Source organism: Burkholderia sp. R-40 (assembly GCF_049942845.1).
GTDB lineage: Bacteria > Pseudomonadota > Gammaproteobacteria > Burkholderiales > Burkholderiaceae > Burkholderia > Burkholderia ambifaria.
Genome location: NZ_CP187968.1, coordinates 2409219 through 2430800 on the forward strand (window position 1 = coordinate 2409219; position 21582 = coordinate 2430800).

Here is a 21582-nt window from a genome sequence, read left to right on the forward strand (position 1 = left end):
GTTTTTCCGGGCGCCGAACGTCGCCTTCTGGCCAAATGCCGGCAGTCCTCCCGCGTTCCCCGTGATCCACGCGAACAACAAAAAAGGCCCTTGCGGGCCTTTCGTGGACGAACGTACGAGCAGGGGCAACGCTTACCGCGTCAACTCCGAAAACCCCTCCATCAACCGCTCGACATCCGCCGCCTGAATCGCCCCCATCGTCGAAATCCGGAACAGTTCCTTCGACAACCCGCCTTGCCCCGCGTAGATCACGAAGCCACGCGCCTTCAGCCCGTCATGCAGCGTCTCATACGTAACGCCTTGCGGCAGCCGATACGCACGCAGCACGACTGACGAAGCACCTTCCGGCAGCACGAGCGACATCCCACGCGCCGCCAGCCCGGCCTGCGCCTGATCAGCGAGCGTCTTGTAGTGCGCATGCCGCGCCCGCCAGCCACCGGCCTCATCAAACTCGCGCAGTGCCTCGACGAGCGCATAGTAAGCATGCACGGAAGGCGTAAACGGCGTATTCCGCTGATCCTGCAGCTTCGCAAGCCGACCGAGATCGAGGTAGTACGTGCGGCTCGCGGCCTGCGCAAGCGCGCTACGGCGCACGATCACGAACGCGGCACCGGGCACACCGTGCAGACACTTGTTCGCGGTAGCGGCAACAGCATCAATGACACCGCCGGCAAAATCGATCGCCTCAGCCCCAAAGCTGCTCACACCATCGACGAGCATCTTCACACCACGCGCACGGCATACGTCGGCGATCTTACCGAGATCGTTCAACCGGCCCGTCGTCGTTTCGTGATGAATCACCGCGACGTGCGAATACCCACCCGCATCGAGCTTCGCGCCAATCTGCGCGAGATCAGGCGCCTGCATCCACTCATGCTTCAGCACATCATGCGCGATCCCATACTGCGTCGCGATTTGCGTGATGCGCTCGCCGTACACGCCGTTCTCGATCACGAGCAGCTTGCCGTCCTGCGGCACGAGCGCCGCGATCATGCTTTCGACGGCGGCGGTGCCCGAGCCCGTCATCAGCACGGCGGCCCATTCGGCCGGATCGAGCTCGTACGCGGCGACGAGGCGCGCTCGCGCTTCATCCTGCAGATCGAAAAACTCGCTTTCGCGATGGCACAGGTCGGGTTGCAGCAGGCTGCGGCGCACGCGTTCGGTGAGCGTGACCGGGCCAGGGTTCAGCAGCAGCATCAATGAGCTCCTTCGGCGTGGGCTTCGGCCTGTGCGGCGCCGATATGCCGCATCAGGCGGGTCTTGACCTCGACCGGCGTGACGGTCGGGCGGGGCAGGCCGTCGGGCACGCCCGTGCGGATCGCAACGCGCACGAACTGCGTGCCGTCGGCCTCCGCAGCGAGCGTCGTATCGAGCACGTCGAGCGTGTCGCCTTCGACGGCGGACGCATAGCCGCACGCGGCTGCGACACCCGCGAACGACACATGCCGCGACACGGTCGCCTGGCCGCCGGTCGATTCGTGCGCGCCGTTGTCGAGCAGCACGTGCGTGAGGTTGGACGAACCGTAGGTGCCGAGCGTCGCGAACACGCCCATGCGCATCAGCGCGGCGCCGTCGCCGTCGACGGCCACCACGCGCAGGTCGGGGCGCGCGAGCGCGAGACCCAGCGCGAGCGGCGTCACGCAACCCATCGAGCCGACCATGTACAACTGGTTCGGACGGTCGTCGATCGCATAGAGTTCGCGGCCGCAGAAGCCGGTCGACGCGAGCACGACGGTCGAATCGACCGGCGTGTGCGCGATCACGCGTTGCAGCGCGTCGTGGCGGGTCGGCCACGCGGCGGGCGATTCAGCACGTGCGGCCGACTGTGCGGCGACATGCGCGCGCGGCGTCGCCGCCGGGTTCGCCTTCAGTTCATACGGCGCGACGCTGCCTTTCTGCATCACGAGCGCGTACGGGCGGCCGGTTGCGTCCATGTGCGCGATCGCGCGGTCGAGCGCCGGGCCGACCTGTTCGGGGTCGGTCGGGAACGTCTCCCACGGGATCTCCATCGTGTCGAGCATGGCTGGCGTGATCGGCCCCATCAGCGCGTGCTGCGGCTCGTCGGACACGCCCGGCTGGCCGCGCCACGTGACGATCAGCAGCTGCGGCAGCCGGAACGTCCAGGTCAGCGACGTGAGCGGGCTCACCGCATTGCCGAGTCCGGAGTTCTGCATCATCGCGATCCCGCGCTTGCCGCCGAGCGTGGCGCCGGCGATCAGCGCGACCGCGTCGCCTTCGTTCGCGGCCGACAGGTAGTGCAGCGTCGGGTCCTGCAGCACGTAATTGATGAACGGCGTCAGGTACGAGCAGGGCACGCCCGCGTACCAGTCGAAACCGCGCTCGCGCGCGGCCTCGACGAACTGGGCCGCTTCGATCATTGCGCGCCCCCGTTGCCGGCGCCCGGCTCGGACAGCGGCGTCTGGCCGTGCGCGAAGTCGCCCGCGCGGCGGAAGTCCTCGAGATCGTTGACGCCGCGCCAGTGGCCGTGCACGTACTGCACCTCGATCTTCTCGCCGGCGGCGATCAGTTCGTTGAGCAGGGACGGGATATCGAGCGTGTCGAAATCAGGACGTGCCTGCAGCGTCGCGAGCATCGCCTTCAGGCGGTCGACGCCTGCGCCGCGCACGTTCAGCAGACCGATCCAGCGGCCGTGCGGCGTGCCTGCGGCGACGTCGCTCGATACGCGTTGCAGGTAGGTTTTCTGACCGAACAGGCCGCGGTCGTCGGCAGCCGAGCAGAGCGCGAAATCGCGCACGCTCTGGTTGGTCTCCGTGAGCGACGAATCGACGACGACGCTGAACTCGGCCTCGCTCTCCGCGAGGTCGCGCACGATGTAGCTGCGGAACAGCAGGTCGCCGTACGAGATCACGGTGTCGCCGGTCAGGCGTTCGGCCGCGCACGCGAGCGATGCGAGCTCGCCCGTCTGCGCGTGACGTTCGTTGACGACGAGCTTGATGCCCGACGTGTCGATCGCGTCGGCGCGATAGCCGCCGACCACGGTGATGTCGTTCACGCCGTGCGTCTTGAAGCCGTCGACGAGCCAGCGCAGCAGCGGCTTGCCGGCGACCGGCAGCATGACCTTGGGCTTATCCTCGGTGACGGCCTCGAGCCCCTTGCCGCGGCTCGCGGCGAGCACGATCGCGGCGTTCGACGCGCGCGACGACGACGACAGGTAGATGCGCTCCGCTGCCGAGTATTCGTCGGCGTCCTGCAGGCGGAAGATCTCGTTGACCGACGCGACGCGGTCCTCGACGTTGATCAGCGTCTCGTTTTCATGAATCTCGCGTGCGACGGCCTGCATGGCCGACGCCGATGCGCGGATCAGGTGGTTCGCCCAGATCACGGTGCTGATGCCGGCCTGGCGGAACACGTCGGTCGGCGTGCTGTAGTACTTGGTCGGCACGATCACGAGCGGCGCCTTGCCGCTCCATTCGCGTGCGAACTGGAGAATTTCGTCCGGGCGCGACAGCTTGCTGTGGATCAGGATCGCGTCCGCACCGGCTTCCGCGTACGCGTTCGCGCGGCGCAGCGCCTCGTCCATCCCCCAGCCCGCGATCAGCGCCTCGACGCGCGCGACGATCGAGAAGTCGGCGTCGCTCTGCGAATCCTTGCCGGCCTTGATCTTGCCGCAGAACTCGTCGATTTCCGCGAGCGGCTGGCGCTCGCCGCCGATGAAGCTGTTCGTCTTCGGGAATTGCTTGTCTTCGATGCACACGCCGGCGATGCCGCGCTGCTCGAGCTTCTTCACGAGGCGGCGCACGTTGTTGAAGTTGCCGTAGCCGGTGTCGCCGTCGAGCAGGATCGGCAGATCGCTCGCGTCGGCCATGAACTCGAGCACGTCGACGACCTGCGTCCAGCTCGCTTCGTTGTTGTCGCGCACGCCGAACTGCGCGGAGATCGCGAGGCCCGATGCCCAGATCCCCTTGAAGCCGGCTTCGCGGACGATCCGTGCGGACAGGCCGTTGTGCGCTTCCATCAGGAATTCGAGTTCGTTGCTGACGAGCATGCGGCGCAGGCGTGCGCTGCGCGATTCGGAGAAGTTGGGTTCGCGAGCGTTCATCGTGCGGCTCCTGCCGTGGTGCGTTGAATCAGGGGAAGAATGTCTTGTGTCGCGCGTGCGACGTCGTTCGGGAAGTCGATCTCGATCCACGGCGAACCCGTGACGTCGGCGACGTCGAACGAATGGCCGCCTTCGAGCAGCAGGTCGCGCACGGCTTCCTCGTGCGGCATGTTCGCGCGGCCGCTGTCGACGTAACCGGCGACGATCTTCGCGAGGCGGCGCGCGGTGCCTTCGGTGAAGCGGAAGAAGCCGACCGATTCGCCGATCGTGTCGTAGTCGAGGTCGACCGCGAGCTGCTTGCGCAACTCGACCGGCACGCCGTTCTTCAGGCACAGCTTGACGGGCTCGTCGCCGGCTTCGAAGTCGCGATCGATCAGCAGGCGGTCGACCGCCTTGTCCGAGTCGGCCACCAGCGCGTGCAGGATGTTCTCGTCGTAGAGCACGTCGGCGTCCATCAGCAGCACGTCGCCGCCGCGCGTCATCGCATCGGCGACGGTGTGCACGGTCAGCACGCTGCCGAGGTCGTAGCGCTCGTTGATCACGATCTCGGCGCTGCGGCCGAGGCGCTTCAATTCCTGCTCGACCTTCTCGGACTGGAAGCCGAGCCCGAGCACGATTTCATCGACGCCGGCGGCGTCGAGTACGCGCAGATGGCGCTCGAGCAGCGACACGTCGTCGAAGCGCAGCAGGCACTTCGGGTATTGCGCCTCGGGCGGTTGTTGCAGGCGCAAGCCGAGGCCTGCCGCAAGAATGATGGCTCGCATGGGTTCTCCAACCAAAAAGCCGGCGGATCTGAACGATCAGTCGGCGAGAGGCTGCGGCGCATGGCGCCGCTGCCAGTTTCTTTCACTGAAATGCAGATAGAGCAGGCCGGGCAGGCCGAGCGCGAGTTCGCGCGCGCGCTTCGCGAGCGACAGCGCGAGCGCCGCGTCGGGCGGCAGGCCGACCAGCGGGGCGAGCAGCAGGTAACCGCCTTCCTGTGCGCCGAGCGAGCCCGGGATCGCGAATGCCGCACCGCGAATCGCCTGGCCGACGCTCTCGAGCAGCAGCGCGTCGAGCCAGCTGACCGGGTGCCCGAGGAAGTGCAGCGCGAGCCACACTTCCGCGGTGCCGGCGATCCAGCCGGCGAGGCTCAACGCGAAGGTCTTCGCGACCTTCGCACGATCGCGGTACAGCGCGGCGACCGCGTTGTCGATCGCATCGGCGCGGGTCGCCAGCGACGACCAGTCGCGCGGGCCGAGCAGCTTCGACGCGAGACGCATCCCGCGGCCGAACAGCCCGCGCCGCTGCGCCGCGTAGAAGGCGACGGCGAGGGCGCCGAGCACGCCGGTGGCGATCAGCGCCGGCGTGCGGAGGTGCGCGACTGAATCGTGGGTCGCATACAGGCTGAACGCGGCGATGCCGATCAGCGCGAACGCCATCTGCGCGAGCGCTTGCATCGTCGTGCCGACGGTCATCGCGGCGGCCGCATCGGCCATCCGCGTGCCGCGCTGCGCGAGGTAGCGCACCATCAGCACCGGGCCGCCGATCTGCCCGGCGGGCAGCAGGCTGTTCACCGATTCGCCGACCCAGCGCGCGCGCAGCGCGTTGCCGAGCTCGGCGGCCGGTTGACCGCGGCGAAACATCACGGACACCGCAAATGCGTCGATCACGAGCGGCACGACGTGGAACGCCGCGACGAGCGCGAGGCCCCAGCCGGCCGCGAGGAGCGTCGACGCGACCGCGCCGACGCCCTGCCACGCGAGCAGGGCGATGAAAAGTGCCGTTCCGAGGGACAGCAGGATCAGGCCGGCGCGTGTCATGACCCGCTCGACCGTCGCGTGGCCAGCTGCTTGAACACCTGGCGGAAACCGAAATACGCGATCGCGTCCTTCATGTTCGAGATGAAGCGCTTCCACGGCCGCATGCCGGGGTTGGTCACGTATTCGAAAGTCAGCGATACGCGCGTCTCGTTCTGGCCGAGCGGCGTGATCCGGTGGCGCAGCTTGTCGCCGTCGAACAGCACGATGCCGCCGTCGGCGATCTGCACGGAGCCCGGTTCGTCGGGCACGTCCGGATTGCGCGTATGCAGTTCGTAGTCGAGCCGGCACGACGATTCGTCGATCACGCCGATCAGCAGCGTATAGCGGCGGCCGTCGTAGTACGACGTGTCGTAGTGCCAGCCGATGTGGTCGCCGGGCTTCGTGTAGTAGTACAGCGCGTACGCGTGCGGATCGTTCTCCGGCGACACCATCAGCTTGTCGCCCGTGATCTTCTCGAGGAAGCCGATCAGCGCCTTCGAGCGGTACAGCTCCGCGATGTACGGTGCCTTTTCGTCGATCGTGTGCCGGCTCACGCTGCCGCCCTGCTTGTGGCCGGGCAGGTAATTGCGGTTCAGGCCGGGCTGCAGCGCGCGGGCGGCGGCCGCGAGTTTCGCGTGCGCGTCGGGCGGCAGGAACGCGTCCAGATACAGGAACGACCCCTGGCGCGTGTAGTCGCTGCGCAGGCGGTCGAGGTCGAGTTGGCCGACACAGCCGGCCACGGTGCGATCGGGATCGGCCGCCGCCGCGCGCGCAGGCGCGGGGCGTGCCGGGCTCAGCACGGAGTCGTCGCGCGTGCTAGAAGTCATTTGGAAGCCTGGATTTCGGTTGAATTCTGCGGGGTGTTGCCGCGGCGCACGATGCGCCACCAGTCGATCACGACCCATGCGGCGAACAGCGGGGCGCCGATCGACGCCGCGAGCAGGAACGGCTGGACGCTGTCGGTGAGCGTCACGAGCGGCAGCAGGTAGAGCACGTCTTCCGTCTCGAAGCCGCCGGCGAACGCCTGCTTGGTGCCGGCCTTGCCGGCGACCGATTCGATCCGCATGCGCAGGAAGAAGATCAGCGCGACGGCACCGCCGGCCAGCGCACCGAGCAGCACCGGCGACGCGGCCATCTGGCCGCCCTGGGCGACGATGCCGACGCCCATGCTGACGAACAGCGCGACCGTCACGAGCGCGTCGGCCGCGAGGTCGTAAAAGTGACCGATCTTGCTGGATTTGCCGCTGATGCGCGCGAGTTCGCCGTCGGTGTGGTCGACGAAGTTCGACAGCACGATCAGGAATGCGCCTGCGTTGCTCCAGCCGAAGCCGCCTTGCGCGAGGCACCAGGCGCCGGCGAGGCCGATCAGCAGACGAAGGGTAGTGAGGTGATTCGGGGTGACCGGCGTGTCGATCAGCGGCCGGACGAGCGCGCGCGCGAGCCGCGCATCCCAAGTGCGTGGCAGCGGCGGTTCCGGGTGTTTGGCGGTTTTTCTTTGGTCCATCGGCGAAATATATACGGAATTGTAACTTGTTGCTTTTTCTTCGATCAATGTCCTGACATCCGGGAGTGTTAACGCGATTCCGCGCATCGGCCGGTTACGCGCCGGATGCGCGAAACGGCGTTCGCGCACCCGGGCCATATGTAATCCAGTGTGGTTCGCATGGCGCGACTGTCAAGGGCCCGCGGGCCTCGCCCCGAGGGCCGCTGACGCGGCGTGCGCGTCGCCCAGTTGATATGCATCAGGCCCGAAAAAGCGGCGCCGGGCGACAATTGGCCGCGTTGATCTTCGATCGGCCGCGGCATATTGATTCCCTGCGTTCAGGCAGTCAATCCGAAACGTCATAGTCGAGTGACGTGCGGTCGTTCGTCATCCGCGGGCGGCAAATCGGCGATTCGCTTTCGCGCACCTTTCGAGTGCATTCGGCAGATTATTCCGCCTGTCACAGAACGGCCGTTCGATACCCGGCGCATTCAGTAAGTATCTTTTGCATTCAGCGGACATTTCGCGGCGGTGGCCTCTGCGATACTCCGACCGTGCCTGTGGTGCCGGCCGCCCCTCGCGGCCCCAAGGGCTTCGCGTCGCTCAGGAGACACCCCCCGCGACGTCAACGACAGACCAAAAGCGTCAGATATATAGCCATGTCTTCATCACGCATCCTCGCTCCCGCCCTGCGTTCGCTCGTCCGCACCGCCGACGAAGCCGCCGCGCTGATCCGTCCCGGCATGACCGTCGCGATGAGCGGCTTCACCGGCTCGGGTTATCCGAAGGCCGTGCCGGCCGCGCTCGCCGCCCACATCGAGGCCGCCCACGCGCGCGGCGAGGACTTCCGGATCAACGTGCTGACGGGCGCCTCGACCGCGCCGGAGCTCGACGGCGCGCTCGCCCGCACCAACGGCATCTCGATGCGCCTGCCGTACCAGTCCGACCCGACGCTGCGGGACAAGATCAACAGCGGCGAAGTCGACTACCAGGACGTCCACCTGAGCCACGTCGCGCAATATGCGTGGTTCGGGCTGTACGGCGACCTCGACGTCGCGATCGTCGAAGTCGCGGGCATCCGCGAGGACGGGCTGCTGATTCCGTCCGCATCGATCGGCAACAACAAGACGTGGCTAGAGCAGGCGAAGCACGTGATCCTCGAAGTCAACTCGCGCCAGCCGCTCGGCCTCGACGGGATGCACGACGTCTATTACGGCACCGCGCTGCCGCCGCACCGCAAGCCGATTCCGTTGACGAAAAGCGACGACCGGATCGGCGAGCCGTACCTGCGCTGCCCGGCCGACAAGATCGTCGCGATCGTCGAGACCGACGCGCCCGACCGCAGCAACGCGTTCTCCGCGCCGGACGCCACGTCCAAGCAGATCGCGCTGCAACTGATCGATTTCCTGCGCCACGAAGTGAAGCGCGGCCGTCTGCCGGAAAACCTGCTGCCGCTGCAGTCGGGGGTCGGCAACATCACGAATGCGGTGCTCGCCGAACTGAGCTCGGCCGGCTTCTCGAACCTGACCGCGTACACCGAGGTGATCCAGGACGGCATGCTCGACCTGCTCGACGACGGCACGCTGAGTTTCGCGTCGGCCACCGCGCTGTCGCTGAGCCCGGCCGCCGTACAGCGCTTCGCCGACGAGATCGCGACGTTCCGCGAAAAAATCCTGCTGCGCCCGCAGGAGATCAGCAACCATCCGGAGCTCGTGCGCCGGCTCGGCTGCATCGCGATGAACGGGATGATCGAAGCCGACATCTACGGCAACGTGAACTCGACGCACGTGATGGGCACGAAGATCCAGAACGGCATCGGCGGCTCGGGCGACTTCGCGCGCAACGGCTACCTGTCGTGCTTCATGTCGGCCAGCACCGCGAAGGGCGGCGCGATCTCGCGGATCGTGCCGATGGCGAGCCACGTCGACCATACCGAGCACGACGTCGCGGTGGTCGTCACCGAGCAGGGGCTCGCCGACTTGCGCGGCCTGTCGCCGAAGCAGCGTGCGCGCAAGATCATCGCGACCTGCGCGCATCCCGACTACCGTCCGATGCTCGAGGACTACTTCGAGCGCGCGTCGCGCGAGAGCTTCGGCAAGCACACGCCGCACCTGCTCGCCGAGGCGCTGTCGTGGCACGAGCGCTATGTGCGCACCGGGACGATGAAGGCCTGAGGCGGCCCGACGGGGCGCCGGCGCGCACCGCGCGCGCCCGTCGCGTCGTCAGTCCATCGCCGCGTGCGCGACGTCGACGCTCGCCGTTTTCCGCGGCGGGGGGAGCGCGACGGGAAAGGAGTCGGGTTCGGCGGGTTCATGGCGGTCCAGTCTTGTGTCGAAGGAGTCGAGCGGCTATCTTGCAACTTCAAGTTCACTTGAGGTCAAGCATGAGCCGTCTGGACATCGCCGATGTCGCGCGTCGCTCGGGATTGCCCGCGTCGACGCTGCGTTACTACGAGGAAAAGGGATTGATCGTGCCGAACGGCCGTCACGGGCTGCGGCGCCAGTACGACGAGTCGGTGCTGGAGCGCCTTGCGCTCATCGCGCTTGGCCGGGAGGCCGGTTTCGCGCTCGACGACATCCTCGCGATGTTCGGCGCGGACGGCCGACCGGCGATCGATCGCGCGAAGCTCGACGACAAGGCCGACGAGCTCGACCGTACGATCCGCCGTCTCGGTGCGGTGCGCGATGCGCTGCGGCATGCGGCCGTGTGCCCGGCGCCGAGTCATCTCGAGTGTCCGTCGTTCCGCAAGCTGCTGCGCATCGCCGCGCACCGTCATCCGGCGCGTCGCACGAAGACGGAAGGCGCGTAGGCGGTTCGGCTTGCCGGAGCGAGGCGCGCGAGCGTGCGATCGGGCAGGGAAGGCGCGGGGGCTAATGCCCCGCGCGCATCATCCCGCGTAATAGACGCGGCATTCCATCTCGCGTCCGCGCACGATGCGCTTGCCGACGAGCGAACCGAACGTTTCGGTGACGACCGTCCGCTGGTGCTCGCATTGCAACGCATCGTAGAAGTAGAGCGCGACCCAGTCCGCGGTGCGGCCGGCTTCATGCGGGCGGGCGGGATACGGGCACAGTGCGGTGAAATGCCAGCCGCCTTTCGTCATGTGCATCACGGGCGGCGACACGCTGACGTCCGCGTTTACGCGACGCGTCACCAGCATGGGCAGGATGCCGGCGGCGGCCTTGTTGCGGTACAGGCGGTCGATGTAAAGCAGCAGTTCGACAGGCGGCTCGGTGCCGAGGTCGGCGTCCTGCGCGTGGCCTTGCCAGCGCCGGCGCCGGCTCAATACGTCGTCGAGCGCCGCGCGGATGCCGGCCGCGCGACGCGGGCCGACGCCCGAAATCGCATCGAGCTGGCCGCTGCGGGCCGCGCGTTCGAGCTCCTCGAGCGTATCGATGTGCAACTGGTCGTGAATCCGCAGCGCGAGCGCATGCCCGATGCCGGGCACGGCTTCGAACGCGGATACGCGTTCCGCGTCGCCGCGCAGTCGATCGAGCAGGCGCCAGCGCCCGGTCACCAGCCATTCGGCGATCGCCTGTGCCACGCCCGTGCCGACCTCCGGGAGCGCGCCGAGCGCGTCGACACCGCCCGCGTTGAAGCGCGTACGGATGCCGTCGTCGAGCGACTCGATAGTATCGGCCGACGCGCGGTAGGCGGCAACCCGGTAAGGATTCGCTCCCTGATCGGCAAGCAACTGCGCGGCTTCGCGCAGGCAAGCCGCGATCTGCCGGTTTTCCTCGTGCGTCTGGCTGATGGTCGTCTGCATGGTGCGGGACCTGGGGAAGCGCAAACGGAATGAACGGCGCGCGCAACGCGCGGGCCGCCGTTCATTTCAGCACATTGTCACGGGAAGCGACGAACAAAAATTGATGCGTGTCAATAGCAAACGTTGCACAGGCGGGAACCGCGCCGCGCGCGCGTTCGTGCCGGGATAGGGCACGAACGCGCGACCGGTTACGCGTCGAGGAACGACTCCGCGCCCTCGGCTTCCGCGGCCGTGCGCAGCGTGGCGAGCGCGCGCTTCTCGATCTGCCGCACGCGTTCGCGCGACATGCCCGCGTCCTGCGCGATCGCGTCGTAGGTGTCGGGCTCGGCGCCACCGAGGCCGAACCGCCGACGCAGCACGTCGGCTTCGGCTGGCGTGACCGAGCGCAGCAGCGACGTCACGCATTCGCGCATGCGCGTGTCCGCCAGGCGCTCGAACGGGCTCGCCGACGCCTGGTCCTCGATCAGGTCGACGAGGCCCGTCTCCGCGTCGGGCAGCGGCGTGTCGAGCGACAGCGGCTCGGCAGGCAGCGCGAGCACCGCGCGCAGCTTGCCCTCGGGGAGCCCGGATTCTGCGGCCAGCTCGGCCGGCGTCGCGCGGCGGCCCGTGCGTTGGCGAAAGCGCAGCGCATGCCGCTGCACGCGCTGGTACTGGTCGCCGACGTGCACGGGCACGCGGATCGTGCGCGAACGGTCGGCCACCGCGCGCGCGACCGCCTGCCGGATCCACCAGGTCGCATAGGTCGAGAACTTGAAGCCGCGCCGGTATTCGAACTTCTCGATCGCCCGCATCAGGCCGAGGCAGCCGTCCTGCACGAGGTCGGGCAGGTCGACGCCGCGGTTCATGTACTTGCGCGCGATCGACAGCACGAGCCGCAGGTTCGCCTCCAGCATCGCGCGGGTACCGTCGCGTACCTTTTGCTGACCGTCGCTCAGCGCGGCGCCGAGCGCACGGCGCGCGACTGCGTCGAAGCATGCGGCGTCGCTGTCGGCGGCGGCATTGGCCGGCGCGGTGGCAAGCGCGCGCACGATGCGGCTCGCATCGTCGACGGCCGGCGCAACCCACGCGAGCGAACCGAGCAGTGCGGCAAGGCGGTTGCGCGCGTCGCGGTATTCGGCCGAGCGGCAGCCTTGCGCGTGCAATGCGCCGCGCAGGGCCGTGATGGCGTCCTGCAGCGTGTCGTAGCGCGCGGGTGCCGGCGTGTCGCCTTCGCCGTCGACGATGTCATCGGCTTCGTCTCCGGCCGCGACGCTTCCACCCGTTGCACCATGGCGCGCGAGCAGCGCATCGACCGCCGCCGGATAGCCGGCGAGCGCGTGCAGGATCTGATGGCGGCCCGTTTCGATCTCGCGGGCGAGCACGATTTCGTCCTCGCGCTTGAGCAGCGGCACCGCGTGAATGCGTCGCATATAGAGCGCGAGCGGATCGGTCGACGCGCTCGTGCCGCGGGCGAGATCGCCGAGCAGCGCGCGGCCCTCGTCGAGCGCATCGCGATCGACGTCGACCGGTGCCGCGCCCGCGAACGGCGCCGGCGCGGCCGGCTCGTCGAGCACGGCGATGCCGATGTCCGCGAGCGCGGCGCGCACGACGTCCAGCGCGTCGGGGCTGTCGCTTTCCGGCGGCAGCGCGTCGACGAGGTCGGCGTGCGTCAGATAACCCTGTTCGCCGGCGAGCGCCAGCAGCTGGATGATCGGATCGAGGGGCGTGTCCGCCCGAAGCGTGGGGCGTGGCGTAGTCATGTCGATGGCGGCGTGAGCCGCATTCCTGTTGGGCGGGCCGAAGTCCGCTGGTTTCAGGCCGCCGGGGGCCGCGAACACCCGTCCGCGCCGGCCAGCCTGACTGAATATCCAAGTGAGGGCATTTGCGCCAACTTCAACGCCGGCGCGCCAGACGCGCGAGCACGCAGCGTACCCGCGCGGTGCGACCCCTTCAATTGTGATGGCGAAACAAAAAGTAACCGATCAAACCCGCAGAAATATGCAGGGGACGTAAGCTAGAGTCAGGCGCGCGCCACGCGGCGACGCACGAATTCCTGCGGAGCTTCAAATGAACCCGATTCACGCCGCGAGGCCAGCCGTCATCGTGCTGGCGATCCTCGCGCTGAGTGGCTGCTATTACACGAGCCCTTACGGATATGCACCGTATTACGCACCCGTGCCCGCCGTGGTGTCGCAGCGCGAGATCCCGGTGGCGCCGGCCAATACGGGCCCGGCCGCGTCGTCCACACCCGCCGTGCCGGCCGTGCCGCCGCCAGCGGACGATTATGCCTACGCGTACCCGCCGGCTCCGGTCTATGCTGCGCCCGCCTATGTGCCTTACCCGGCCTACTACCCCGCGTACTACCCGGGCTGGTACGGGCCGCCCGTCACGATCGGCTTCGGCTTCCGCGGGTATTGGGGCGGCGGCTACCGGGGCTGGCACCGTCCGTGGGGCGGCGGCCACTGGGGTGGCGGACATTGGGGCGGGGGACACTGGGGCGGCGGCCATCGACACTGACCGACGCGCGGCGGCACCGCGCGGGAGAGCAACATGAGCAACACCATCATTAGAAGTCTGTGCGTCGTCCTGTTCGGCATCGCAGCCGTGCCGGGGATCGCCGACGCGCAAAGCAGCGCTTACACGAACTCGGGCGCCGAACTCTTTGCGGGGCCGGCGCCCGATTATCCGGTCGTCGCGCAACTTCCGCCCGGCACCGCGGTGGACGTGTTCGGCTGCCTGAGCGACTACTCGTGGTGCGACGTCGCGCTGCCGGGCGTGCGCGGCTGGATCGACGCGCAGCAGCTCGACTACCCGTACCAGGGCAATTACGTGCCGCTGCTCGAATACGGCGCGATCATCGGCGTGCCGGTGACCGGGTTCGCTATCGGCTCGTACTGGGACCGCTATTACCGCCACCGGCCGTGGTTTCACGATCGCGATCGCTGGGAGCATCGTGCCGAGCCTCGCGTTGGCCCCGGCGGGATGCCGCCCGCCTACTACGGCCGTCCGCAGCCGGGCTGGCCGGCCCAGCACGAGCCGCGCGGCACGCCGCCGGTGCAGCATGATGCACGGCCGTCGGCCACGCGCGGCGGCTGGAATGGCCCGAACCGCGCGCCGGCGCCGCAGGTCGCACCCGCGCCCGCACGCGCGCCCGCGCCGATGCCCGCACCCGCGCCGATGCCCGGCGCGGCCGGTGTCCGTCAGCCGGCGCCGCCGCCGCCCGCCCAACCCGCGCAGCCCGCACCGAGCGGTGGCGCGGTCCAGATGCCGCCGGCACATCAGGGCGGCGGCGGTTACGGCGGTCGGCCGCAAGGCGGCGGGGACGGGGGCGGAAACCACGGCGGTGGTGGAGGCCGGGGCCGCAGCGACGAGTTCCGTCGTTGATCGACTGAAGGCTCAGATGTCGCAGCCGCCAGCCGGCGCCGGATGAAAAAAAGCCGCTCCGAAGAGCGGCTTCTCGATCAGGCGGGCGGGCCGTTCGTGCGGCCCGCTGCCTGGCATCAGTCGTCCAGCAGCGACAGGTCGCGCACGGCACCCTTGTCGGCCGACATCACCAGCTTCGCATAGGCCTTCAGCGCCGCGGACACCTTGCGCGGACGCGGTTGCGCCGGCTTCCAGCCCTTCGCGTTCTGCTCTTCGCGGCGACGCGCGAGTTCCTCGTCCGACACCAGCACGTCGATCGTGCGGTTCGGGATGTCGATGCGGATCTTGTCGCCGTCGCGCACGAGGCCGATCGCGCCGCCCGCTGCCGCTTCCGGCGAGCAGTGACCGATCGACAGGCCCGACGTGCCGCCCGAGAAGCGGCCGTCCGTCAGCAGCGCGCATGCCTTGCCGAGGCCCTTCGACTTGATGTAGCTCGTCGGGTACAGCATTTCCTGCATGCCGGGGCCGCCCTTCGGGCCTTCGTAGCGCACGATCACCACGTCGCCGGCCTTGACCTTGTCGTTCAGGATGTTCTCGACCGCTTCGTCCTGCGATTCGGTGACGTGGGCCGAGCCCTCGAACACGAGGATGCTTTCGTCGACGCCGGCCGTCTTCACCACGCAGCCGTCGAGCGCGATGTTGCCGGTCAGCACGGCCAGGCCGCCTTCCTTCGAGAACGCATGCTCGTACGAGCGGATGCAGCCTTCGGCGCGGTCGAGGTCGAGGCTCGGCCAGCGCGTGTCCTGGCTGAACGCCACCTGCGTCGGAATGCCGGCCGGGCCGGCCTGGTAGAACGTGCGCACTGCCGGGTCGTCGGTGCGGACGATATCCCACTGGTCGAGCGCATCCTTCAGCGTCGGCGCGTGCACGGTCGGCACGTCGGTGTGCAGCTTGCCGGCGCGGTCGAGCTCGCCGAGGATCGCCATGATGCCGCCCGCGCGGTGCACGTCCTCGATGTGGTACTTGTTCGTGTTCGGTGCGACCTTGCACAGCTGCGGCACGCTGCGCGACAGGCGATCGATGTCCTTCATCGTGAAGTCGATGCCGGCTTCCTGCGCGATCGCCAGCAGGTGCAGGATCGTGTTGGTCGAACCGCCCATCGCGATGTCGAGCGTCATGGCGTTCTCGAACGCCTTGAAGCCGACGGAGCGCGGCAGCGCGCGCATGTCGTCCTGCTCGTAGTGCTGGCGGGTCAGCTCGACGATGCGGCGGCCGGCGCGCTTGAACAGTTGCTCGCGATCGGCGTGCGTCGCGACGACCGTGCCGTTGCCGGGCAGCGACAGGCCGAGCGCTTCGGTCAGGCAGTTCATCGAGTTCGCGGTGAACATGCCCGAGCACGAACCGCAGGTCGGGCAGGCCGAGCGTTCGACTTCGGCGACGTCGGCATCCGAATACGCCGGGTCGGCCGCGATCACCATCGCGTCGACGAGGTCGAGCTTCTTCAGTTCGATGGTCTTGGTGACCGGGTTCGCGAGACGCGTCTTGCCGGCTTCCATCGGGCCGCCCGACACGAAGATCACCGGAATGTTGAGGCGCATCGCGGCCATCAGCATCCCCGGCGTGATCTTGTCGCAGTTCGAGATGCACACCATTGCGTCCGCGCAGTGCGCGTTCACCATGTATTCGACGGAGTCGGCGATGATGTCGCGGCTCGGCAGCGAATAGAGCATGCCGTCATGGCCCATCGCAATGCCGTCGTCGACCGCGATCGTGTTGAATTCCTTCGCGACGCCGCCGGCGGCCTCGATCTCGCGCGCGACCAACTGGCCGAGATCCTTCAGGTGCACGTGCCCGGGCACGAACTGCGTGAACGAGTTGACGACCGCGATGATCGGCTTCGAGAAATCGTCGTCTTTCATGCCGGTGGCGCGCCACAGCGAGCGCGCGCCTGCCATGTTGCGGCCGGCGGTGGAGGTTTTGGAACGGTATGTGGGCATTGTGATGGCTGAAGAAATATCGCGGAAAAGGGTGGAGGCACGGGATTGAAGGCCTCTCGCGCGCCCGTGCGAACAACCTCTTGAGCTGCGCCCTGGGCAAACTGGGCGATTATCCCACAGGCGCCGGGCGGGCGGCGCGGGCGGGAGTGGGCGAAGGGCGCGGGCGTGGAGCCGGGCAGGGCGCGTACCAGCGGCGCGGGGCCTTGCCGGCAGAAGCGGGCGACGGAATCGCACGGCGAACCGTGCGGTGGAATCGGCAGCGGAATCGGCAGTGGGACCAGGCAGCGGGACCAGACAGCGAAACCAGGCAGCGAAACCAGGCAGCGAAACCAGGCAGCGAAACCAGGCGGCGGGACCAGGCGGCGGGACCAGGCGGCGGAACCAGGCGGCGGAACGAGGCGGCGGGACCAGGCGGCGGGACCAGGCGGCGGAACCAGGCAGCGGAACCAGGCAGCGGAACCGGGCGGACGAATCGGCGGCGGCTTCATCCCCCGTTCCACCGGCGATGAAGCCGCCGCCGCGCAACGCGATCGCGTCAATCGAGCAGCGTCAGGATTTCGTCGTACAGCGCCTTCGGAATCCGCACGCCATGCGCGATGCTGCGCGCGCGGGCGTCGAAGCGCCGCTGCGACGGCAGCCGCGCGCCTTGCCCCGTGATCGACGCGAACATCCGCTCGCCGCGCGCGAGGCCCGCATCGAGTTCGTCGCCGAGGAACACCTTCGGGTCGAACGCGATCACGAGCTCTCCATGGCACGGCGTCGCGCCGACGCCTTCGTCGAAGTCCATCGACTCGCGGCTCGTCATGTCGCCGATCAGCGCGCCGCCGAGCAGCTCGACCATGGCCGCCAGCGCCGAGCCCTTGTGGCCGCCGAAGGTGCGCATCGCGCCCTGCAGCGCGGCCTTCGGATCGGTGGTCGGCTGGCCGTCGACATCGATCGCCCAGTGCGGCGGGATCGCCTTGCCCTGTTTCGCGTGCAGCTCGATGTCGCCGCGCGCGATCGCGCTGGTCGCGAAGTCGAACACGAACGGCACGCCGTCCGGGCGCGGCCACGCGAACGCGATCGGGTTCGTGCCGAACACCGGTTCGCGGCCGCCCTCCGGCGCGACCCAGCTGTGGCTCGGGTTCATCGCGATGCCGACCAGCCCTTCGGCGGCGATCGCCTCGACCTCGGGCCACAGCGCCGAGAAGTGGTAGCAATGGTTGATCGCCATCGCCGCGATCCCATGCTGCTTCGCCATCTCGACGAGCACCGGCAGGCCGGTTTCGAAGCTGAGCAGCGAGAAGCCGCGATGCGCGTCGACCGCGACGATCGACGACGACAGCCGGCGCAGCGTCGGCACGGCCTGCGGATCGACCTTGCCCTTCTTCAGCGAGCGCACGCAGACGAGCAGCCGGTACACGCCGTGCGAGTGGCACTCGTCGCGCTGGCCCTGCGTGATCACGTTCGCGATCGCCTGCGCGTGCGCGGCGGACATCCCGTTGTGCGTCAGCACCCGCAGCGCGAGTGCGTGCACCTCATCGAGCGACAGGACGACTTCGGCGAGCGGCTCAGACATCGCGCGCGTCCCGCGGCGCGGGCACGCCGTCGATGCGTTGCGGCACGTTCAGCGGGTTGCCGTTGCGGATGGCGTCGGGCAGCAGCGCGTCCGGCACGTCCTGGTACGACACGGGGCGCAGGAAACGCTCGATCGCGCGTGCACCGACCGACGTGGTGCGCGTGTCGGACGTGGCCGGGAACGGACCGCCGTGCACCATCGCGTGACCGACCTCGACACCCGTGCCGAAGCCGTTGACGAGAATGCGGCCGGCCTTGCGCTCCAGCGTCGGGCGCAGCGCGGCAAACAGCGCGGCGTCGCCGTCGGCGAGATGCGCGGCGATCGTCAGTTGGCCTTCGAGCGACTTCAGCACGCGATGCAGCGTGTCGGCATCCGGGCAGCGCACGATCAGCGATGCGGGGCCGAACACTTCGTCACGCAGTTCGGGGTGCGCGATGAACGCGTCCGCCGACGTCGCGAACAGCGCCGCGCGTGCCTGGTAGCGGCCGCCTTCCACACCTTCCGCCAGCAGCTCGACCGCGTCGTGCGCGCGCAGGGCGGCCACGCCTTGCGCATAGCTCGCGTGGATGTGCGGCGTGAGCATTGTCTGCGCGGCGCTCGCTTGCACGGCGGTGGCCGCTGCGGCTTCGAACGCGCGCAGCGGGGCGCCGTCGACCGCGAGCACGAGCCCCGGGTTCGTGCAGAACTGGCCGGCGCCGAGCGCGAGCGACGCGGCGAACTGCGGCGCGATCGCGTCGTGGCGCGCGTCGAGCGCGGCCGGGAACAGCAGCACCGGATTGATCGAGCTCATTTCCGCATAGACCGGAATCGGCTCGTGGCGCGCGGCCGCGATGTGCATCAGCGCGACACCGCCGCGGCGCGAGCCGGTGAAGCCGACGGCCTTGATGCGCGGATCGGCGACGAGCGCCTGGCCGATCTCGCGCGACGCGTCGAACAGCAGCGAGAACACGCCGGCCGGCAGCCCGCATTCGCGCACGGCCTGCTGGATCGCGCGGCCGACGAGCTCGGACGTGCCCGGATGCGCGGAGTGCGCCTTGACGATCACCGGGCAGCCGGCCGCGAGTGCCGAGGCCGTATCGCCGCCCGCGACCGAGAACGCGAGCGGGAAGTTCGACGCGCCGAACACGGCGACCGGCCCGATCGCGACGTTGCGCAGGCGCAGGTCGACCCGCGGCAGCGGCTTGCGGTCCGGCCGGGCCGGGTCGATGCGTGCGTCGACGTAACCGCCGTCGCGCACGAGCGACGCGAACAGCGCGAGCTGGCCGACCGTGCGGCCGCGTTCGCCTTCGATGCGTGCGCGCGGCAGGCCCGTTTCAGTGACGCAGCGCTCGATCAGGTCGTCGCCGAGCGCCATGATGTTGCGGCCGATCGCGTCGAGAAACGCGGCGCGTTGCTCGGGAGTCGTTTCGCGGTATGTGTCGAACGCGTCGTCGGCGAGCGCGCAGGCCGTCTCCAGGTCGTGCAGGCTCGCGCCGCCGAACGCGGGGTCGAGCGGTTCGCCGGTCGCGGCGGCGATCGCGTGGAGGGTGCCGTTCTGTCCGGCGATGGCCGACTGGCCGATCAGGAGCTGACCTGTGAGTTGCATGGTGTTTCCTCGGAAAATGCGGGGCCGGGCGTGATGCGCCCGGCCGGAGTGGAAAGGGGAAAGCGGGGCGTCAGTCTTCGTCGTCTTCGAGCTGAAGCTTGTCGGAACGGATGCCGGTGTTGGCGCCCCAGTAGTAGATGACGAGCGCGACGGCCGCGACGACGACCGTGTCGTACGGATGCGCGAGCTGGCCCGTGCCGCCGAAGCCGCCGAAGTACGACAGCACGATCATGGCCGCGTAGAACGCGATCAGCCACGCGGACGAACGCACCTGCTCGGCGATGCTCAGGTGCGCGGTCGGCACCCAGCGGCGGCACGCGAGATAGATCACGAACATCACGATCTGCAGGCCGAGCAGCCAGGACACCGTGCTCCAGCCCGACCAGTAGACGATCAGCGCGGCGATCACGAACGACGCGGGGCCGGTGATGCCGAACGCCACCGCGCGGAACGGCCGCGGCAGGTCGGGCGCGGTGCGGCGCAGCGCGGCGACCGACACGGGCGCGACCGCGTAGCTCAGCACGAGGGCGGCCGACACGATGTTGATCAGCGCTTCCCACGACGGGAACGGCATCGTCCAGAAGATCGAGAGGCCGAACGTGAGCCACAGGCCCGCGCGCGGGATGCCCGACGCTTCGTCGACGCGCGTGAACACCTTGAAGAACGTGCCCGTCTTCGCCCAGCCGTAGACGACGCGCGGCGTCGCGTTCATGTAGATGTTGCCGCAGCCGCTCGGCGAGATCATCGCGTCGGCGACGACCATCACCGCGAGCCAGCCCACGCCCAGCGCGAGCGCGATGTCGCGGTACGGCAGCGAGAAGGCCTTGCTCACGTCGTGCCAGCCGGCGGCGAGCATGTCGGTCGGGATGCTGCCGATGAACGCGAGCTGCAGCAGCACGTAGATCAGCGTCGACAGCACGATCGACAGGATCAGCGCGATCGGAATCGTGCGCTGCGGATTGCGCACTTCGCTCGCGACCGACACGATCGGCGTGAGGCCCAGGTACGCGAAGATGATCCCGCCGGCCGACACGGCCATCTCGATGCCCGGCATGCCGAACGGCGCGAAGCCGTGCAGGGTCAGATTGGCGGGCTTGAAGAACGTGAACAGCACCGCGATCACCGACAGCGGCACGATGAACTTGAAGATGCTGATGACGTTGTTCGCCTTCGCGAACGTCTTCACGCTCGAATAGTTCAGATAAAAGAAGAAGCACAGCAGCCCGGCCTGCACGAGCCAGCCGAGCGTCGTCGGGTCGCTCGATCCGGCCTTGGTGAGGCCGGGGAACCACGCGGCCGCGTACTGGCGCGCGGCGACCACTTCGATCGCGATCAGGCTCGAGAACGCGATCAGCGTGATGAAGCCCATCAGGTAGCCGAGCAGCGGGCCGTGCGAGAACACCGGGTAGCGGACCACGCCGCCCGCGCGCGGCAGCGCGGCGCCGAGCTCGCAGTAGACGATGCCCAGCAGCAGCACCGAGAAGCCGCCGAGCAGCCACGAGAAGATGCCGGCCGGGCCGGCGATCGTCGACACGTGACTCGCGGCGAACAGCCACCCCGAACCGAAGATCGCACCGAGACCGATGAACGTCAGGTCGGTCAGCGACAGCTGTTTCTTGAATTTGCCGTGACCGCCATCGGCGGGCACGGAACGGGAAAGCGGGACGGAAGGGTGTGTGTTGCCTTGGCCTGGCATGGGTTTGTCTCCTGGGAAATATCGGGGCAGGTGGGCTTGCGCCGCGCTCCGACGGAGCAGCGGCGCACACCTGCCGGCCGGCATGCGACCGGTTCGAACGACCGGGCGGGCCGACGGCCGTTCATGCGCGGCGCAGACTGGCGACGCGGCGAACCGACCTGTGCGGGCCATGCCGGACGGGAAGTGGCGATGCGACGGGGGAAGCCGTTGCACCGCCGGGGGAAGTCGCTCAGCGGTTCGCCCGGTTCTGTTCGGCGCGGTGCGCGGCGTCGAATGCGATGGAAGCGGCCGGTGCGAACCGGATGCTGAAGGCG

General features: G+C 68.7%; 17 protein-coding genes. 4 read left to right on the forward strand and 13 right to left on the reverse strand.

The genetic code is table 11. From position 1 onward, the window contains the following. Positions 1 to 132: 132 nt before the first annotated feature. The 7 genes from ACP26O_RS27185 to ACP26O_RS27215 are packed head-to-tail and all read right to left on the reverse strand — an operon-like array spanning position 133 to position 7345. Positions 133 to 1197: a 2-aminoethylphosphonate aminotransferase gene (locus ACP26O_RS27185; protein ID WP_175662941.1), complete on the reverse strand. Its 1065-nt coding sequence runs from the start codon at positions 1195 to 1197 to the stop codon at positions 133 to 135. Then, a complete protein-coding gene (gene aepY, locus ACP26O_RS27190; RefSeq protein ID WP_175662940.1) occupies positions 1197 to 2378 on the reverse strand; it encodes a phosphonopyruvate decarboxylase in 1182 nt (393 codons plus the stop codon). Before aepY ends, ACP26O_RS27185 begins: the two co-directional genes overlap by 1 nt. Next, positions 2375 to 4060: a phosphoenolpyruvate mutase gene (gene aepX / locus ACP26O_RS27195; RefSeq protein WP_126225216.1), complete on the reverse strand. Its 1686-nt coding sequence runs from the start codon at positions 4058 to 4060 to the stop codon at positions 2375 to 2377. The genes aepY and aepX overlap by 4 nt, the downstream gene beginning before the upstream one ends. Further along, positions 4057 to 4824 carry an NTP transferase domain-containing protein gene (locus tag ACP26O_RS27200; protein WP_126225217.1) on the reverse strand — a complete coding sequence of 256 codons (768 nt, stop codon included), beginning with the start codon at positions 4822 to 4824 and terminating at the stop codon, positions 4057 to 4059. The genes aepX and ACP26O_RS27200 overlap by 4 nt, the downstream gene beginning before the upstream one ends. Before the next feature lie 36 nt (positions 4825 to 4860). Next, positions 4861 to 5862, reverse strand: a complete 1002-nt coding sequence (locus ACP26O_RS27205) for an HpnL family protein (protein ID WP_105830122.1) — start codon at positions 5860 to 5862, stop codon at positions 4861 to 4863. Next, positions 5859 to 6668: a HalD/BesD family halogenase gene (locus ACP26O_RS27210; protein ID WP_011658561.1), complete on the reverse strand. Its 810-nt coding sequence runs from the start codon at positions 6666 to 6668 to the stop codon at positions 5859 to 5861. Before ACP26O_RS27210 ends, ACP26O_RS27205 begins: the two co-directional genes overlap by 4 nt. Beyond that, positions 6665 to 7345: a CDP-alcohol phosphatidyltransferase family protein gene (locus tag ACP26O_RS27215; RefSeq protein ID WP_011658562.1), complete on the reverse strand. Its 681-nt coding sequence runs from the start codon at positions 7343 to 7345 to the stop codon at positions 6665 to 6667. Before ACP26O_RS27215 ends, ACP26O_RS27210 begins: the two co-directional genes overlap by 4 nt. A 638-nt stretch (positions 7346 to 7983) precedes the next feature. On the opposite strand from ACP26O_RS27215, the gene ACP26O_RS27220 reads away from it, so the two are divergent. Then, positions 7984 to 9498, forward strand: a complete 1515-nt coding sequence (locus ACP26O_RS27220; RefSeq protein ID WP_011658563.1) for an acetyl-CoA hydrolase/transferase family protein — start codon at positions 7984 to 7986, stop codon at positions 9496 to 9498. Positions 9499 to 9707: 209 nt separating this feature from the next. Then, positions 9708 to 10133 (forward strand): helix-turn-helix domain-containing protein, encoded by a 426-nt coding sequence (locus ACP26O_RS27225; protein WP_006752798.1) that lies wholly within the window; start codon positions 9708 to 9710, stop codon positions 10131 to 10133. 78 nt (positions 10134 to 10211) lie between these two features. Here the strand turns inward: ACP26O_RS27225 and ACP26O_RS27230 are convergent, their stop codons facing one another. Further along, positions 10212 to 11090: a helix-hairpin-helix domain-containing protein gene (locus ACP26O_RS27230; RefSeq protein WP_105830119.1), complete on the reverse strand. Its 879-nt coding sequence runs from the start codon at positions 11088 to 11090 to the stop codon at positions 10212 to 10214. A 188-nt stretch (positions 11091 to 11278) separates the two neighbouring features. Continuing rightward, entirely contained in the window at positions 11279 to 12829 is a 1551-nt protein-coding gene (locus ACP26O_RS27235) for a sigma-70 family RNA polymerase sigma factor (protein WP_175662938.1), read from the reverse strand. A gap of 307 nt (positions 12830 to 13136) precedes the next feature. Here ACP26O_RS27235 and ACP26O_RS27240 point away from each other — a divergent pair, with 307 nt between their 5' ends. Both ACP26O_RS27240 and ACP26O_RS27245 read left to right on the forward strand, forming a co-directional pair. After that, the gene (locus ACP26O_RS27240; RefSeq protein WP_175662937.1) at positions 13137 to 13586 is read left to right on the forward strand and encodes a hypothetical protein; all 450 of its coding nucleotides are present in this window, start codon (positions 13137 to 13139) and stop codon (positions 13584 to 13586) included. Between the two features lie 33 nt (positions 13587 to 13619). Further along, positions 13620 to 14453: an SH3 domain-containing protein gene (locus ACP26O_RS27245; RefSeq protein ID WP_175662936.1), complete on the forward strand. Its 834-nt coding sequence runs from the start codon at positions 13620 to 13622 to the stop codon at positions 14451 to 14453. Between the two features lie 116 nt (positions 14454 to 14569). Here ACP26O_RS27245 and ilvD read toward each other — a convergent pair whose 3' ends face one another. From ilvD to ACP26O_RS27265, 4 genes are all read right to left on the reverse strand, one after another. After that, positions 14570 to 16429 carry a dihydroxy-acid dehydratase gene (gene ilvD, locus ACP26O_RS27250; RefSeq protein WP_175662935.1) on the reverse strand — a complete coding sequence of 620 codons (1860 nt, stop codon included), beginning with the start codon at positions 16427 to 16429 and terminating at the stop codon, positions 14570 to 14572. Between the two features lie 535 nt (positions 16430 to 16964). Then, a complete protein-coding gene (locus ACP26O_RS27255) occupies positions 16965 to 17987 on the reverse strand; it encodes an Ldh family oxidoreductase (protein ID WP_175662934.1) in 1023 nt (340 codons plus the stop codon). Beyond that, positions 17980 to 19572 carry an aldehyde dehydrogenase (NADP(+)) gene (locus ACP26O_RS27260; protein ID WP_175662933.1) on the reverse strand — a complete coding sequence of 531 codons (1593 nt, stop codon included), beginning with the start codon at positions 19570 to 19572 and terminating at the stop codon, positions 17980 to 17982. The genes ACP26O_RS27255 and ACP26O_RS27260 overlap by 8 nt, the downstream gene beginning before the upstream one ends. Positions 19573 to 19642: 70 nt before the next feature. Further along, entirely contained in the window at positions 19643 to 21268 is a 1626-nt protein-coding gene (locus ACP26O_RS27265; protein WP_175701225.1) for an APC family permease, read from the reverse strand. Between the last annotated feature and the right edge of the window lie 314 nt (positions 21269 to 21582).